Origin of the sequence: Polyangium sp. 6x1 (genome assembly GCF_029946515.1) — a bacterium.
Classification (GTDB): Bacteria; Myxococcota_A; Polyangia; order Polyangiales; family Polyangiaceae; genus Polyangium.
On the sequence record NZ_JARZHH010000009.1, the window covers coordinates 1 to 15,734 of the forward strand.

At 65.8% G+C, this 15,734-nt stretch carries 11 protein-coding genes; 6 read left to right on the plus strand and 5 right to left on the minus strand.

Translation table 11 applies throughout. From position 1 onward, the window contains the following. The first annotated feature begins 316 nt into the window (after window positions 1–316). Window positions 317–1,153, plus strand: coding sequence for a hypothetical protein (locus QHF85_RS11555; protein WP_281327187.1), 837 nt, complete (start codon window positions 317–319; stop codon window positions 1,151–1,153). Here QHF85_RS11555 and QHF85_RS11560 read toward each other — a convergent pair whose 3' ends face one another. From QHF85_RS11560 to dinB, 3 genes are all read right to left on the minus strand, one after another. Next, window positions 1,154–2,776 carry a hypothetical protein gene (locus QHF85_RS11560; RefSeq protein WP_281327188.1) on the minus strand — a complete coding sequence of 541 codons (1,623 nt, stop codon included), beginning with the start codon at window positions 2,774–2,776 and terminating at the stop codon, window positions 1,154–1,156. It lies immediately after the preceding gene. A gap of 840 nt (window positions 2,777–3,616) precedes the next feature. Beyond that, a complete protein-coding gene (locus QHF85_RS11565; protein ID WP_281327189.1) occupies window positions 3,617–4,270 on the minus strand; it encodes a hypothetical protein in 654 nt (217 codons plus the stop codon). A 50-nt stretch (window positions 4,271–4,320) separates the two neighbouring features. Then, a complete protein-coding gene (dinB, locus tag QHF85_RS11570; RefSeq protein ID WP_281327190.1) occupies window positions 4,321–5,574 on the minus strand; it encodes a DNA polymerase IV in 1,254 nt (417 codons plus the stop codon). Between the two features lie 218 nt (window positions 5,575–5,792). Here dinB and QHF85_RS11575 point away from each other — a divergent pair, with 218 nt between their 5' ends. Together QHF85_RS11575 and QHF85_RS11580 are read left to right on the plus strand one after the other, a co-directional pair. Beyond that, window positions 5,793–8,135: an ATP-binding protein gene (locus tag QHF85_RS11575; RefSeq protein ID WP_281327191.1), complete on the plus strand. Its 2,343-nt coding sequence runs from the start codon at window positions 5,793–5,795 to the stop codon at window positions 8,133–8,135. Between the two features lie 7 nt (window positions 8,136–8,142). Continuing rightward, complete coding sequence (locus QHF85_RS11580) at window positions 8,143–8,523, plus strand: response regulator (protein WP_281327192.1); 381 nt, start codon at window positions 8,143–8,145, stop codon at window positions 8,521–8,523. Here QHF85_RS11580 and QHF85_RS11585 read toward each other — a convergent pair. Continuing rightward, the gene (locus QHF85_RS11585; RefSeq protein ID WP_281327193.1) at window positions 8,491–9,867 is read right to left on the minus strand and encodes a cytochrome P450; all 1,377 of its coding nucleotides are present in this window, start codon (window positions 9,865–9,867) and stop codon (window positions 8,491–8,493) included. The genes QHF85_RS11580 and QHF85_RS11585 overlap by 33 nt on opposite strands. Before the next feature lie 128 nt (window positions 9,868–9,995). On the opposite strand from QHF85_RS11585, the gene QHF85_RS11590 reads away from it, so the two are divergent. The 3 genes from QHF85_RS11590 (at window position 9,996) to QHF85_RS11600 (ending at window position 11,667) form a co-directional block, all read left to right on the plus strand. Beyond that, window positions 9,996–10,154, plus strand: a complete 159-nt coding sequence (locus tag QHF85_RS11590) for a hypothetical protein (protein ID WP_281327194.1) — start codon at window positions 9,996–9,998, stop codon at window positions 10,152–10,154. A 241-nt stretch (window positions 10,155–10,395) separates the two neighbouring features. Continuing rightward, complete coding sequence (locus QHF85_RS11595; RefSeq protein WP_281327195.1) at window positions 10,396–11,211, plus strand: hypothetical protein; 816 nt, start codon at window positions 10,396–10,398, stop codon at window positions 11,209–11,211. A gap of 219 nt (window positions 11,212–11,430) precedes the next feature. Then, window positions 11,431–11,667 (plus strand): hypothetical protein, encoded by a 237-nt coding sequence (locus tag QHF85_RS11600; protein ID WP_281327196.1) that lies wholly within the window; start codon window positions 11,431–11,433, stop codon window positions 11,665–11,667. A 944-nt stretch (window positions 11,668–12,611) separates the two neighbouring features. Here the strand turns inward: QHF85_RS11600 and QHF85_RS11605 are convergent. After that, a complete protein-coding gene (locus QHF85_RS11605; RefSeq protein ID WP_281327197.1) occupies window positions 12,612–15,674 on the minus strand; it encodes an N-6 DNA methylase in 3,063 nt (1,020 codons plus the stop codon). Window positions 15,675–15,734: the final 60 nt, after the last annotated feature.

Sequence of the window (15,734 nt, forward strand, 5' to 3'; positions counted from 1 at the left end):
GCTTGTGGTCTTGCATCGGCTGTTCGATGAACTGCGCATTGCGCAGTTCATCGACCACGAGTCCAGCGCTTGCGCTGGTCCGGGTCCCGGGGCGGATAGCCCCGGGTGGGGCCTGGGGCAAAGCCCCAGCGAAACGCCTTCGCCGAGGCCCGCGCGTTCGCCGAGATCGGGATCGACGCGTCGACGCGGAACGTTGACGGGAGCAGCAACGCGCCCCACCACCATGATTGATTCGCCGGCATGCGCGTGATAGACGCCGCGATGTCAACGGACTGACACCTGTCTAGTTCAACATGGCAACCATCTGGGTGATGCGATGAAAGATATGATCCCGGCGCGGCGGAGCGCGCTCCTCGGGCCACTGCTTTTCTTGCTCGCGTGTGCGGGGCCGCTCGGCTGCGGGGCGCTGTTCGCCGCCGCAACGGACTCCTTCGGCGCGGATACGGAGGAGGGCAAAGCGTGGCGCGTCGACTTCGTGAAGAAGTACAATGCCACCGTCGAGGCATCAAAGCTGAGCAGCTTCGACAAGATGGAGACCTACTTCAACGCCCTCATCCAGGCGCAGGCCTGCTCCGATGCCAGCCACGGGCAACTGGAGGAAGGGTGGACCGTCGATACGGTCGAGGGGCCCCTGAAGGTCGAGGAAGCCGAGCGGAAATGCGGGCAGATGCGCGACGCCATCCGCAAGAAGGGCTCGACCGAAGAGGCGTGCGGATATGCCTCGCTCTACGTGCGCGCCGGCGAGCAGCGCCCCGGGACGGAGTGGACCACGACCATCATGCCCCTCCGGAACATCGGCAGCATGTCCGCGCAAAGATTCGACGGCGCCCGCCAGCTCGTCCCCTGTGACCGCATGCCCGCAAAGGGCAACAAGCCCGCTCCCATCTGGAAAAAGGAGCACATCGAGAAGGCCGAGTGGATCTGCGAGAAGGGGTCGATCATCGTGTACGATTCGACCGATTGGAAGATCGATACCAGCACGGAGGGCGACCAACAGTATCTCGTCCGTCACCTCGACGGCGTCTGCTGGTATCCGAAAGCGCCGGTCGGCGAGGCGTTCGACGTGCCCCCGCCCTGCCGAGACGACGGGACGCCGCCGAACGACGAGACGTTCAGCTGCCTCACGAAAGAGGGGAAGCTCGTCCTGAAGTGATTACTTGGTGAAGTCGCAGTTGCCGCCGGCGCAGCCTTCGGGGACCACGATCTTCGGCGCGCCGGCCCAGACCGATTTCAGGTAGGTCGTGATCTGCTGGCGCGCCGCGTCCCCCGCAGGGCCGCTCGTCGCCGCAAAGCCGTGGATGTCGTACGCATCCATGTCCGCCGTCCGGAATTGCGTGAGCCCGCTCTTGCCGACGACCTCAGCCGAGGTCTCGACGCCGAGGATCGGGCTCAAGACCGCGCCGACCTGGCTCGCGCCGACCGCCACGGAGAGGAGCGCCGTGCCCTCGTTCGGCAAGATCGGGTCGCCCATGCTCTCCTGGACCAGATACGCCGTGGGCTCGTCCGGGTTTCGATCGGCCCAGACCGAGCCGTCGACGTCGTCCCAGTTCGATTGGCTGAGCGCGAGCGCATGGCCAACGTCGAGGTTGCCGCCATAACTCGTGCGGAGGAGGCCGCGGACCGTGGAGTAGACGTTCGAGCCAGGGATGAAATGCGTCCAGCCAGCGCCGGGGACGTTGAGGACGCCGTAATGCATGTCGGGGTCGACGGACGCATACACGAGGCCGAGCGTGCCGCCGAGGGAGCCGCCCGCCCAGACCGGAATGCTGCCGTCGGGCTTGCGGCCGATGAGCGGGTTCGCCCCGCCATCGAAGGTGGGGCCGGAGAGGAGCTCGCCGAGAATCGTGTTCATCGCCGCCTGAATGGCCGCGCCGTCGGCGATGGCCTGCATGAGGCGCGACGTCGAGCGGTGCGTGGCCTCGGCCATGCGCTTCATGCCGACGAAGGTCTCGATGACGTCGTCGCCGGTCCAGCCGTCGAAGCGCATGCCGACCTTGCCAATGCCATTCTGGCCGAGCTCCTGGTCGAACGCGCTGTCGTCGACGTCGCCGCCCATGCCATGGCCATACATGACGAACCGGTAATCACCCGCGCCCGCCGGGACCATGACGCGGAAGGGCGCCTCGTGCGTGCCCTTGGCAACGACGGCGCCCGCCTCGTCGACCGAGAGGTCGAGGTCGTCTTCGAGGAACGACGGGAGGCCGACGAGGCGGCCACGCACGATGGCCGCGACGGCCGGGTTCGGGTCGAAGTCGACAGAGTCGATTGCAACGGTGACGCCGCCCTGGGAGACGGATTCAATGGCCGCCTTGCGCATGGCCGTGAGCCGCTTCGTGGGGTCGTCGCCGGAGCGGGTCGTGAAATCGAAGACGCGAAGGACATGCGCCGGATCGATGCCCGCGTCGGCGAGGAGCTTTCGAGTGGGGGCGTGGTAGCCGCGGAGGTCGGCCTCGGCCTGCGTGTCCGGCGCGGCGAGGCCAAGCGCGATCTGGGTCTGGCGGGTGGGCGCGATGGAGGCGCCGCCTTCCATCTCGAGGTCGTCGAGGACGACGGCCACGTAATCGGCGCCAGGCTCGAGCGGGCGCATGGGATACCCGAGGACGAGGGTCTCGGTGGCCGGATCCTCGCCAGGAATCGTGGAGAGGCGCACGGGGACGGATTCGCCGCGGCGCGCATGGTCGTGCTGCGCGAGGAGGAGGCGGACGGGGCCCTCGGTGGGGGAGGCCGCCTGAGGCAAGGCGACGGGGCCGGCGAACCCAATGGCGAGAGGGCTCACCCGGGAAAACCCGTCGGCGAGCGCGAAGGAGCGGGGATCGTCGTCGACCGGGAGGCTCGAGGCCTCGACACGGAGGCGAACGCCGGTGGCCGTGGAGGCGTCCGCAGCGAGGTGGGCGCTCGACGGCCAGGGGAGGAGGCACCGGAGCTCGTCCGGGTCGCCACACGGGGCCGTGAGAGGCGCGCGGGCCCCCTCGGCACGGTCGGGCGCGGTGAAGGTGGGCGCATCCTCATCCCCCCCGCAGCCGGCAAGGGCGAAAGCGAGGGCAAAGAGGGCGCGGGGGACGCAGGAAAGGAGGCGAAGCTTTTGGTGGTGCATGAGGAAGGCGCGGGCGCGTGAAAGCAAGACGGGCCCAAAGCCACCCTAACGGAGCGGCCAGGCCCAAGACAACGGGTGGATTTTCGCAGCGGGAGCGGCTCAGGGGGTGCTTGCAGTAGCGTAGCGCCGGGGCGCTGCCCCGGGCCCCGCGGGGGCTATCCGCCCCTCGACCCGGACCAGGGCCAGCCCTGGACCTTTTGGGGAAGAACTGCGCGATGCGCAGTTCTTCCCACAGGCCGGTGGGACCGCGTTGCCGGTCGAACCGTCAACGCTGCCGTCTTGCTTGGCAGGATCGTCCGCAGTCTTGACCTGGCCTGTGGGACCGCGTTGCGGGCCAAGCCGTCAGCGCTGCTGTCTTGGCTGGCAGGGTCGCCTGTGGTCTTGAACCCGGCTGTTCGATGAACTGCGCGGAGCGCAGTTCATCGACCCCGAGTCCAGCGCTTGCGCTGGTCCGGGTCCAGGGGCGGACAGCCCCGGTGGGGTCTGGGGCAAAGCCCCAGCGAAGCGGCTTCGACTTGAGACTCAGGTGCCCGCGCGCCAGAGCGCGAAAATCGCGCCCCAGGACATGGCGAGCAGGATGACGAAGAGGACGTAGGAGAGGCGCTCGATCGTGCGGATCGACTTGCGGCTTGCGGCGAGGCCCCAGCCCATCGCGAAGGTGCCGATGCCGTTGGCGAGGTGATACGCGACGCCGAGTGTGCCGAGGATGTAGACCACGAGCGTCGGCATGTGGTGGTGCATCTCGTGCGCGATGTCGGAGAAAGCCTCGGCGTGGCCGAGGAGGAGACGCGGGCGGAGCATCGCGAGCCAGATGTGTGCGCCGAGGAAGAAGAGCACGCCGAGGGCGCTTGCGCGCTGGAGGATGTAACGGAGGTTGGCGAAGTAGCCATAGCGCGCGTTGTTCGGGCGCGTGCTCTTGAGCCGGCCGAGGCCCCAGACGGTGTGGATCACGAGGGGCAAGAGGACGACGAGCAGCGTGATCCCGTGCGCGACGGGGTGCGCGTGCTGGGTGACGGACGTTTGCCACGCCTCGGCGCCTTGGAAGGCCGAGAGGTTGTCCCACACGTGGTTCACGGTCCAGACGCCGAGCGGCGCCACGGCGAGCAGCGATCCGAGGCGCGAGGAAACGAACGTCCTGCGCGCGCCACGAGAGGCATCGAGGGTCTCGGCCGACATGCGGTCGCCTTAGTAGCTTTGGGCTGGAATGACAAGAGCCTGGACGACCCTCACCCCCGGTCCCTCTCTCGCCGGGAGAGGGGGGAGGTGGGAGCGTCGAACCGCGCTGCGCCGATCTTGCGGCGCGCCTCGTCGTCCGCGCCGCCGTGCCCGAGGCCGGCGACGTCGGCCGGGACGACCGCGGCAGCGCCGAAGCGGTCGGCGATGCGGTCGAGGACCTGGTTGAGACGCTTCGAGCGCTGCGCGCCCTGGTCGAAAAGTGGGAGCTGGCCCCCGCCGCGGCTGAGCTCGTGCGCTGAGACGCCCGTGAGGCGGACCCGGCGCGCTTGGGGCAAGCCTTCGAGGAGCGCGAGGGCCGCGCGGTGGAGGAGGTTTCCGTCGTCGGTGGGCTCGTCGAGCGTGGTCCGGCGGGTGACGAGGGTGTGGTCCGAAAGCTTGATCTTCAGGACCACCGCACGCGTGACGAGTCCGGCGCGGCGCAAGCGGCGGCCGACGCGCAAGGCCTGCGCGTGGACGTGCGGGGCGAGGGCCGCGATGCCCTGGAGGTCTTCTTCGAACGTGTCCTCGGCTCCGAGGGATTTTTGCTCGCGGTCCGGGACGACGGGGCGATCGTCGCCGTGCCCGGTCGCGAGGGCGTGAATGTGCGGGCCGAGCTTGCCGAGCAGGACCCCAAGCGAGACAGGATCCCGCGCGGCGACGTCGCCGATGGTGTGCAAGCCGTGCGCGCGCAGGATCTCCTCGGTCTTCGGTCCGACGCCCCAGAGGCGCGAGACAGGCAGGGGCGCGAGGAACCGCGTGGTGTCCTCGGGCGCGACGACGCGCTGGCCGTTCGGCTTGGCGAGGTCGGAGGCGATCTTCGCGACGAGCTTCGAGGAGGCGACGCCGGCCGAGGCCGGGAGGCGCACTTCATCGGCGATGCGCGCGCGGATCCGCGTGGCGATGGCCTCGCCGGTGCCGAAGAGCGCGCGGGAGGCCGTGACGTCGAGGAAGGCCTCGTCGAGCGAGAGGGGCTCGACGAGGGGCGTGACGGACTCGAAGATCGCGTGGATCTGCTCGCTCGCCTCGACGTACGCGGAGAAGCGCGGGGGGACGACGATCGCATTCGGCGCGAGGACGAGCGCGCGGGCCATGGGCATGGCGCTGCGGACGCCGAAGGGGCGGACCTCGTAGGAGGCCGCGAGGACGACGCCGCGGCGCGGGTGTCCGCCGACGATGACGGGGCGGCCGCGGAGGCGCGGGTCGTCGCGCTGCTCGACGGAGGCGTAAAACGCATCCATGTCGACGTGCAGGACGACCCGGCTCATGGGCCCACGGTATGACACGGCTGGAGCCGCCGCGAGAATGTTCGTGGGGGGGTTTGGGGGCACAGCTCCGCTTGCGGAGCGGAGCCCCCATCGTCGACAACGAAAAACATGGTTGGGCACGCCCGCGCGCGGCGGCGGGCCCCAGTGTTGCTTCCCCGGGAAGGCGGGGGTTTGGGGGCGTCGCTCGGGCAACCCGAGCGGGACGACGGGGGGCTCCGATGGCGGCGACGAGCGAGGTCGACATCGGCACCGAGGCGCTCGACGTCAGCGCCGAGGTGCTCGAGGAGTGCGCGCGCGAGCCGATCCACGTCCCGGGCGCCGTGCAGCCGCACGGAGCCCTCCTCGCGGTGCGCGAAGACGATCTGCGGGTGGTGCAGGCAAGCGAGAACACCCGCGCCCTGGTCGGCGTGGACGCGCGTGCGCTCCTCGGTCAGCCCCTCCGGGCGTTCCTCGATCCGGGGTCGTGGGATCTCTTCGAACGCGCCCTGCGGCAACCCTCGCTCCGCAAGGAGAGCCCGCTCTTCCTGCGCTTCGCGGGGCTCGCGTTCACGGCGATGCTGTACCGCACGGAGGGCCTTCTCGTGCTCGAGCTCGAGGCGGCAGGTCCGCCCGAGGAGAGCCGGATCGCAGGCACCCTGCAGGTGCTCCTCGCGCGGCTGTCGGGCGCGCGGACGGTCGTCGACCTCTTCCGCAGCGTGGCGAACGAGGTCAAGGCGCTCACGGGCTACGACCGGGTGATGGTCTACCGGTTCCACGAGGACCTGCACGGCGAGGTGGTGGCCGAGGCGCGCGAGCCGGAGCTCGAGCCGTATCTGGGGCAGCATTACCCGGCCTCGGACATCCCCGCCCAGGCGCGTCGGCTGTACACGAAAAACCTCGTCCGGTGCATCCGGGACGTGGAGGCGATCCCTTCGCCCCTCGTGCCGCCGGACAACCCGCGGACGGGCCGCCCGCTCGACCTGAGCGACGCCTGGCTGCGCAGCGTCTCGCCCGTGCATGTGCATTACCTCCGCAACATGGGCGTGTGCGCGTCGATGTCGATCTCGCTCCTCCGCGAAGGAGCGCTGTTCGGGCTCGTCGCGTGTCATCACCGCGCGCCCCGGCTGCTCGTGCCGTCGATGCGTGGCGTGTGCGAGGTGCTCGGGCGCGTGGCGTCGTTCCAGATGGAGATGCTCCATCAAAAAGAAGCGGCAGAGCAGTCGGTCCGCGCGAGCATGCTCGCGCAGCGCTACGTCGAGCAGGTCACGGCGCAGCTCGGCGCGTCGACCCACCGCGCGACCGCCAAAGGCGAGGCCGAGCGGGGCCTGCTCGGGCAGGTCTCGTCGCTGCTCGGGTTCGTGGAGGCGGCGGGCGTGGCCGTGGTGGACGGGGCCGAGGTGGCGACGGCAGGCGTGACGCCGACGGCGGAGGATGTGCGGAGCATCGTGGCGTGGCTGCGGGAGACGATGAAGGAGCCGATCTTCGTGACGGACGCGCTCGGAGCGGCGCTGCCGTTCGCGCGCGCGCTCGCGCCCGTGGCGAGCGGGCTGCTCGTGACGTCGTTCAGCCCGGAGGGGCGGACGATGTCGATGTGGTTCCGCCCGGAGATCGAGCGGACGATCTCGTGGGCCGGCGATCCGCGCAAGCCCACGACGCGGGATCCGAGCACGATGCGGATCGAGCCGCGCCGCTCGTTCGAGGTCTGGCGGCAGACGGTGAAGGGGTGCGCGGAGCCCTGGAAGCCGTGGGAGATCGAGGCCGCGAGCGCGCTGCGCGCGGCCGTGGTGAGCATCGTGCTCGGGCAAGCGGCGGATCTCGCGCGGCTCGCGACCGATCTGCGGGGGGCCCTGCGTGCGCGAGACGATTTCCTCTCGGTCGCGTCGCACGAGCTGCGCACGCCGATCGCGACGCTGCGGCTGACGCTGGAGGCGCTGCACCGCGCGACGGCGCGGGGCGGAGAAGCTGGGCTCAGTCGGGCCGATGCGATGCCGCGGATCGAGATGGCGATGCGGCAGGTGGAGCGGTGCGTCTCGCTCGTGGATCAGCTCCTCGACGTCTCGCAGCTCTCGTCGGGAAAGCTGTCGCTGTCGATCGCGGAGACGGATCTCGGAGCGCTCGTGCGTCGGGTGACGGAGCGGCTCTCGGTGCAAGCCGCGGCGGCGGGCGCCACGCTGGAGGTGCGGGCCGAGGCGGGCGTCGTCGGGCAATGGGACGAGGGGCGGCTCGATCAGGTGGTGACGAACCTGCTGACGAACGCGATCAAGTACGGCGCGGGGCGGCCGGTGACGATCGAGGTCGCGCGGCGCCGGGGCGAGGCCGAGCTCGTGGTGCGGGATCGGGGCATCGGCATCGCGGCGGAGGCGCAGGGGCGGATCTTCGAACGGTTCGAGCGAGCGGTGCCGGCGAGCCATTACGGCGGCTTCGGGCTCGGGCTGTGGATCGTGCGGCAATTCGTGGAGCAGATGGGCGGCCACGTGTCGGTCGCCTCGATCGAGGGGCAAGGCGCGACGTTCACGGTGTGCCTCCCGCTCGCCCGGGGCGCGGCGCCCGAGCAGGAGGGCCAGGGCGTTGTCGGGGGCTAGCCGCTGCGTGCTGGTGGTGGACGACGACGAGGATCTTCGCCGCACCGTGACGATGGTCCTCGCGGAGGAGGGGTATCGCGTGATGGAAGCCGCCAACGGCGCGGAGGCGCTGACGCGGCTGCACGACGGTCCGCTGCCGGACGTGATCCTGCTCGACCTGATGATGCCGGTGATGAACGGCGAGCAATTCCGGCGGGCGCAGAGCGCCGATCCGTTGCTCGCGGCGGTGCCGGTCGTGGTGATGACGGCGGCGGGGTCGCGGGCGGTCGAGCCGATCGCGGCGCTCGGGCCGACGCGCGTGCTGCACAAGCCCGTGGGGCTCGAGCCGCTGCTCGAAGCGGTGGCCGAGGTCGCGTCAGGGCACGGCCGAGACGGGCACGCGAAGTAGATCGGGCTTCGGCGCAGGCTCGTACGCGACGACGATCGGGCCCGTCGGGCGGAGGGTGATCATCGGCACGAACGCGAGCGGGCGCTGTTCGAGGACACGGACGCGGACGCGGCGGAGGATCGTGGCGAGGACGAGGGAGGCCTCGAGGAGGGAGAACTGATTGCCGATGCAGATGCGAGGTCCGCCGCCGAAGGGATAATACGCGAAGCGAGGGAGAGCGCGCTCGAGGCCGCCGAGCCAGCGTTCGGGGAGGAAGCGCTCGGGCTCGGGGAAATAGCGGGCGTCGCGGTGGTTGACCCACTGGCTGATCCAGAGCTGGGTGCCTTTGGGGATGCGGTAGCCGGCGAGGGAGGTCTCTTCGATGGCCTCGCGGCCGATGGCCCAGGCCGGCGGATAGAGGCGCAAGGTTTCGAGGATCGTGGCGCGGACGAACGGGAGGCGCGCGAGGTGCTCCGTGGTGGGGAGCGCGTCGCCGAGGACCGTGTTGATCTCGGCGCGGAGGCGCGCCTCGGCGTCGGGGTTTTTCGAGAGCAGGACGAACGCGTAGGAGAGGGCGAGGGCGGTGGTCTCGTGGCCCGCGAGGAAGAGGGTCATGAGCTCGTCGCGCATCTCGCGATCGGAGAGGCCGCGGCCCGCGTCGTCCTCGGCCGCGAGGAGCATCGAGAGCAGATCGGAGCCGCCGCCGCCGCGCGCCCGCCGCGCCCGGACGACGCCGAGCAGGACGTCGTCGAGGGTGGCGATGGCCTCGCGGGTGCGGTGATTGTCGGGCAAGGGGAGGCGCTCGATCCAGGGGAAGAGGGTGATCAAGCCGGTGCCGAATCGATCGACGACGGCGTCGAGCGCGCGGGCGACGTCGGCGGCGCGCGGGCCGACGTCGCTGTCGAAGAGGGCCTTGCCGACGATTTCGAGGGTGAGTCGCATCATGTCGGCGTGGAGGTCGCGGACCTCGCCGGGCTCCCGGGCGAGGGCGAAGTGCTCCGCCGCGAGGGCCATGTCGCTGCCGTAGGTGGCGATGCGCTCGCGGTGGAACGCGGGCGCGAGGAGGCGGCGGTGGCGCAGCCAGATGTCGCCTTCGCTCGTCAGGAGGCCGTCGCCGAGGATACGGCCGAGGCCGCGGGTCATGCGGTCTTTCCAGAAGCGGCGGTGCTCGGTGACGAGGACGCGCTCGATGTCGTCGGGCTCGCGAACGAGGAAGGCCTCGATGGGGCCGAGGCGCATGCCGACGAGGCGACCGCGCGCGGCGAGGGACATCAGGAAGGCGAGGGGATCGGCGCGGTAGGCGACGAAGTGGCCGGCAAGGGGGAGGGCGCCGGGGGCCAGGGGCGGGAGAGGGGCGGACGACATGGGGGTATCGTAGCCGGAAGCGGAAGCGGGAGCGCAAGCGCAAGCGCAAGCGGGACGGGGATTCAGGGGATCCCGCTCGGGGACGACGATCGTATCGTCGAAAGGGTCGTCGGGCGGAGGGTTTCGTTATGCTCGGGATCGATGAGGTCGTTTTGGTGATGGCGGGGGACGCGGGGCGAATTGCCGAGCGAATTGAACCGAAGGACGAGGACCTGGCTCGTCAACTTCGGCGCGCCGTGCAGAGCGTGGCGCTGAATGTGGCGGAAGCGGGGGGAGCTTTCGCCTGAAGAGTCGGTCTCGCATGCGTCGGAATTGTAAACCCAACGATGCTCTCCGCGCGGGGAGCGATGCTCGATGCGCTACCGACGAACCCATTCGTCCGAGACACGCATTTCTTGAAAACCGACTTCTTGAAACACACCTTCGATCTCGTATCCTGAACAGGAAAGCTGCCGCCTGCTGCGCACCGCTATCCGCTGCCGCGCAAGCCTGATCCGACGTTCGGCACATGAGGAAGAGAGCGAGTCTATGGGGAGATGGAGCCTCGAGAATATCACCATATTCGCCACGAACCGCACCAGTGCCGAGGTCTTCGGCCATAACGTCCACGCGTTATTTCGGATGCGGTATGATGCCTCGCGGCTCAGCAGGTTCCACGAGACCCCGAGGCTCGTATGGCACGAGCATATCATCTGCATGGAAATTCGGAGGAGACCCAGCCCGGCCGGGGATGCCGCCGGCGCAGATGTGATCACTTCTGTCGCCGCGCACACCGAGGAGTCGCGGACGTGGTGGGAAGTCAGCGTCGACCAGTACGCGCGTAACCCCGGCAGCCCAAACTTCGCGCCATGGATCGCGCGGTACCGCGAGGGTTATCGCTCCGCCGTTGGGATGCCGGGCTCTGTCATTCGGGGGGGCGCGCAGCTGTTCCACCGGCGAGGAGGGGACGCGAATCCGAGGACGCAGAACGTCAATACGGCGGACGACCAGGCAGAGGCGAGCCGCCGCTACCTTGGAAAGAAGGGCGGGATCCTCACGATAGAGATACACGATGTCCCCAGCATCGGCCTCAGCGGCGAATGGGATGTCAAGGAGCGGTATCTCTTCTTCACGCTCGGCGTCCAAGGCGGCACGGTCTGGAGGAGGGTGAGGCAACACCTGCGCGTGGACAAGTCGCTGCCGCCGGACCTGTGGACGAGGACCTTGGAGGTCGAACCTCTCGAGCCGGGCGTCCAACCCGCTTGGGAGACGAACGTAGATACCACCGGGTTTACCCGAGTCGATCCGCCCGCCCACTTGACACAAGTGAACCAACCACTTCTGGTGGGGGGTGAATTCGTTTGACGCGGGCGATCGAAGAGCAAGCCGAATTCCTCGGCATCAAACCGAAGACCGCCCACGCCCGCCTGCACCTCGCCCGTGGGCACCTGAAGCTGCTCGCGCTCACGTGATCCGCTTCCGCTTCGGATTCCGTCACCCCTGACCCGGCGTAACCCGCTGGATCCGCATCCTGCTGACGACGGATCGGCACCGTTGGCGCGCGTTGGTGCCACTTCGGACCCCGTGGCCGCCCTTTGGGGCATCCCCGGAGCCGACCCACGCAGGACCCTTCTCGCCATCCTCGTCCAGGGCGAGGTCACGGCAGCGGCAGCGGGCGACATCGACGCCGCGACGGTGGCGCATGATGCTGCCAACCGGCTCCTCGCGATGTTCCCGGACACTGACGACGACACCACAGCCGCCGCGCGAGCGGCGCACACGGCCGTCGCCAAGCTTCTTCGCGTCATGAATCGACGGTGAACCAAACCAACCGCAAGCCCCCTCGCATGCGAGGGGGCCTCGCACGTTTATCCCCGGGAGCGCCCGAAGCCGAGCATCGAGGCGGGGCTCGACAGACGGACCCGCAAGCGACCCTTGGCCAGGGCCGCGTAAACTCAAGGAAGGAGCGACCTGTTCGGCGCTCTAGGTGGACGCACGCGTCCTAGGTCGCACGAGGCGTCCACTCCGGGGTGTGCGACCCCTCGGTGCGGGCGTCACGCCATTCTGAGACTGTCCACTCCCCGGCGGATTCGGATTCGTCCCGCTGTGGCTCATCGTTAGAATTAAGTGATGACATGTGAGTCGCGACGGGTATTTCTTTCCCTTGGGAACCGAGCGCGCATGCTTCGAAATTGAATGAGGGCGTGCCCCAAAGGATGGGTGCCCATTCAATTTGCAGCTTAATTCCGATGCGACTTTTGTAAGTACAGCCGCTGGGCTTCCACTTAGGAGATAGCCAAGCATCCCGCCTTCCCCCGTGAATGGCGCGTATCGACAAGAAACGAACTGCTCTACAATTGCCTTTACGTATTCGGCGGTTGAAGAATCAGTTCTCAGCACTTTGGCTTCAAGCGGCCAGATGACGCGCCAGTTGGAGTGTAGAACAAACGCAATGTCGTACTGCGGAGGCTGAGCCGGCGCAGGCTGCCTGGACTCTTCCTCGAAGGTGCCATGCTGTACGTAGAAAGGCTCAGCGCCCGTGAGCTCGCGGCGGATCATAGGCTCTAAGAACTGCGTGATTTGGCGTTCCAAATCGTCTTCCGCCAGGCTCAAGTCTATCTTGGCAATTATGTCTATTAGCAACCGATCGTACGCCGCCCAGACAGCCTTGAGTAGGTTGACAATGGCGTCTGCACTCCATTCAGAAGCCAACTGGCTCAGTTCTGGAGTCTCCCAACGCAACTCACCCGGCGTAAAGCGTCTGTTCATTGTGACGCGTCCATCCTTGACGAACCGATAATGTCCGCAGCAACGTCATCAGCGTCTCGAAGTGCCCTAGAGCCCGTCCAATATCGCATCCTGTTCGGTTTCACAAGGTATACGGTTGGAACCCGCCGGGCGCCGACTTGAACTGAGTCGTACACCCTCGCAGTCGCCTGGTAGAAGATTCCACCACTCTTTCGTCGCTGAGAGAGGAGTATGTCGTTAAGGCGTTGCAGGCGCGCGATTAATTGACTATCGGTATCATGGCATATCTCCACCCCGTCGCGAGCTACGCCGAGGTGGATCGCGACTAGTCGTACGGGAAAATCTTGGTTCGGGATTGAGAACAGTGTAGCGCTGGCCTTCTTGGAAAATCCCGCACCAATGCACCGAACAAATGTTTCACAGTAGCGCATCAACACGTCGTGACTAGCTGGCGCCTTGCCAACGCCGAGGTGTGGTTGGCGAAAATCGGCAAGGGTAACACGACAAAAATCGTCAATAAGAAGCCAGTCAAACTCGCGGAGTCCGAGCCACTGTCCAGCAACCGTATCAGGATTACTGGCGTTCGCAGCCAGTTCGTGATAGCCGATTCGCTGCATCACGTCCGAAGCGGCCGACGGGTCCCCAATGGGCATGCAAAGCAGTTCCTTGACCAGAACTTCTGGCCGATAGAACGCAACCCTGCCGCTAGTCAGCGTGAAGAAGTATCGTGCAACGGAACTGCCCATAACTGCGCATGTCGCCTCAGCTATGGCACGATCCTTCTCCGGAAAGTGCATTCCGTATACACTTGACGCTGGAAATATTGCTCTGCGATCTACGATCGCAGAACGAAATCCGTGCTCAACAGTACACGACTTTCCCATTAAAAGGATTGGCGCATTAAAAATGCCCTTGTTTACAAAATGGCCATCATCAAAAGCTGGGTCCCAATTAGGCTCCAAGGAGTCGAGGATCTCAAACGGTAATAGATGATGACCGGGTTTTACGATAGCATAAGTCCCATCGGCCAGATCCTCCATGATGAGTTTGCGATTGCCCCGCTTATATCCCTCACCTCCGATCCATCCTTCGCGTGATTTTAGCGTTCCGAGGGTGTGGGGCTGCTGTCGAAGCCGATGGATCAGTTCAAGGTCCCGGTTACCTCCCCAAGTGAGCACCGACCACAGCCAAGGGTCGGTTGCACATTGGTCGTTCTTCACGAAGTGTATGTCATGAGGCTCAATAACCACCCGTTCATCACTTGCATCGTCGCGCTGCTTTGTCGAATAGTATAGGACCTCGTGGTCTCTCGCAGGCGACTGTGCTTGCATGGTAATCACGCAAGATGGCGCTAGGCTTTTAGAAAACAGTCCAAATCGTAGGGCTGACAGGTTGGCGATTTCCGTTACAGCAAACTGAGTAAATAGCCGCTTCCGATACCGTTCGATAACTTTGGATCGATTGAACAATAGAGCGCCAGCGGGTTGCAGCATCACGATGGTGCCGTCCGGCTTGCTTAGTTCAGCTGCGCGAGGAAGGAACAGTGTCCCAATCTCATCGTTTGCCGTTACCCACTTGTTCGCACGGGACCACACCCGCGCGTCCTCCGTCATGTGACCTTCGCCCCAAGGTGCATTGCCAACCACGAGGTCGAACGAAGGCTGCCCAAGGCGCTCCACGGTGGTCGGCGAAAAGAAGTCACCGACCATGATACTACGGTTTCTGAGGCGCGGAAATTTTACTTGGGTCCAATAATGCCGCGGATCTATCTGATCGCACATGGATAGGTACAAGCTGAATGAAGCTACGCGCACTGCGCTCGGATGAATGTCGATGCCACAAATATTTCGTTTAAGTATCGTGGCCAACACCGACGCGTTAACGTCGTCATCCGGATGCGCGCTTCTCCAGCGATGAATGAGCCGCTGAAAGCATTTGACAAGAAAGACGCCAGAGCCACATGCCGGGTCCAGTATCCGCAGGTTCCATTGGGTTTCGGTCCACGGCAAAGCACTATCGAGGACAAGGTCGACAATATGCTCCGGGGTATAATGAGCGCCCGCGCTTGACTGGTCCTCGTGAACAAACTCTTCGTAGATGCTGCTTATGAACTCCAGCGGAATTACATCGAATGAGTACATTGGCCAGAGACACGCCTGTCCATCCTCCAACTTGAGCCGACCGCCGATAAAGTCGGCGAGCATCGAGAGGTGCGTCTGTCCTACCGCAGACATCTCTCGCTGCCACTCAGCCTCCCTTGCCTCTGGGGTATCGCCTTCGCCAGGAAAGAGATCGCCGTTGAACTTGTCGTTCAGCCATTTGAAGAGTTGGTACGCATCGCCTTTGTGCGATAATATTCCGTCCAGGGACGTGTGAAGATTGCTGAGGACACCGCCGTCGTACAAGCGACGAAGTACGGCGGGACTGAGCGCTGGCACGCCGGCTGCGTCAAGCCTCTGCATCAAAAACTGAATGAATATGACGCGCGCCAACAGATCATGGATAATGTCCTCTGGCAGCTGCGTGGCCTTCATTTGTTTTCGAAGCTGCTTTAAATTGGCCAACAGCAGAAGATCCGCACGCTCTTCCCGCATAAAGTGCGGCTCGTTCTTTTGAAAAAATTGGCCCGTTGCCAGTTCGACCCAATGGAGGGATTGTGCCGCCTGGCTTGCGATCTTCTTGGGATCGATCGATGCTACCAGTGATTCATCGGCAAGCTGTTCCTTGCCTGTGCTGGGGCGCTTCCAGCAGGTCCAAGCCCTAATAAGATGTGGCTCCAGGGTCACGAGGAGGCGGGATCGGCAAAAATTCCACGCCAGGCGTCGAGCCTCCTCGATGAGCTTGGCCTCAACGGGACGGTCAAACTCGCATACGATCGCAATGGGAGCTTCTGTTGTGTCGGCCCTCGGATTCTCCGCGAGAATGCCGACCCTGACGCGGGCGTCCGTCAGTCTGCTGAGTGCCCTACCGATTTTGTCTTGGGCCAGGGACGCAATGACCCCCGGACCCGCACCAGACGGCTCCACAACCTCTTCAGGGGACGGCCAGCCAAGGAACTGGTGAACAACCGGCAGCAACATGGTTCGTCGAGTTTTGCGGGGACGGTAAGCTAATTGCTAGGTACGCGTCAAGACATGTGT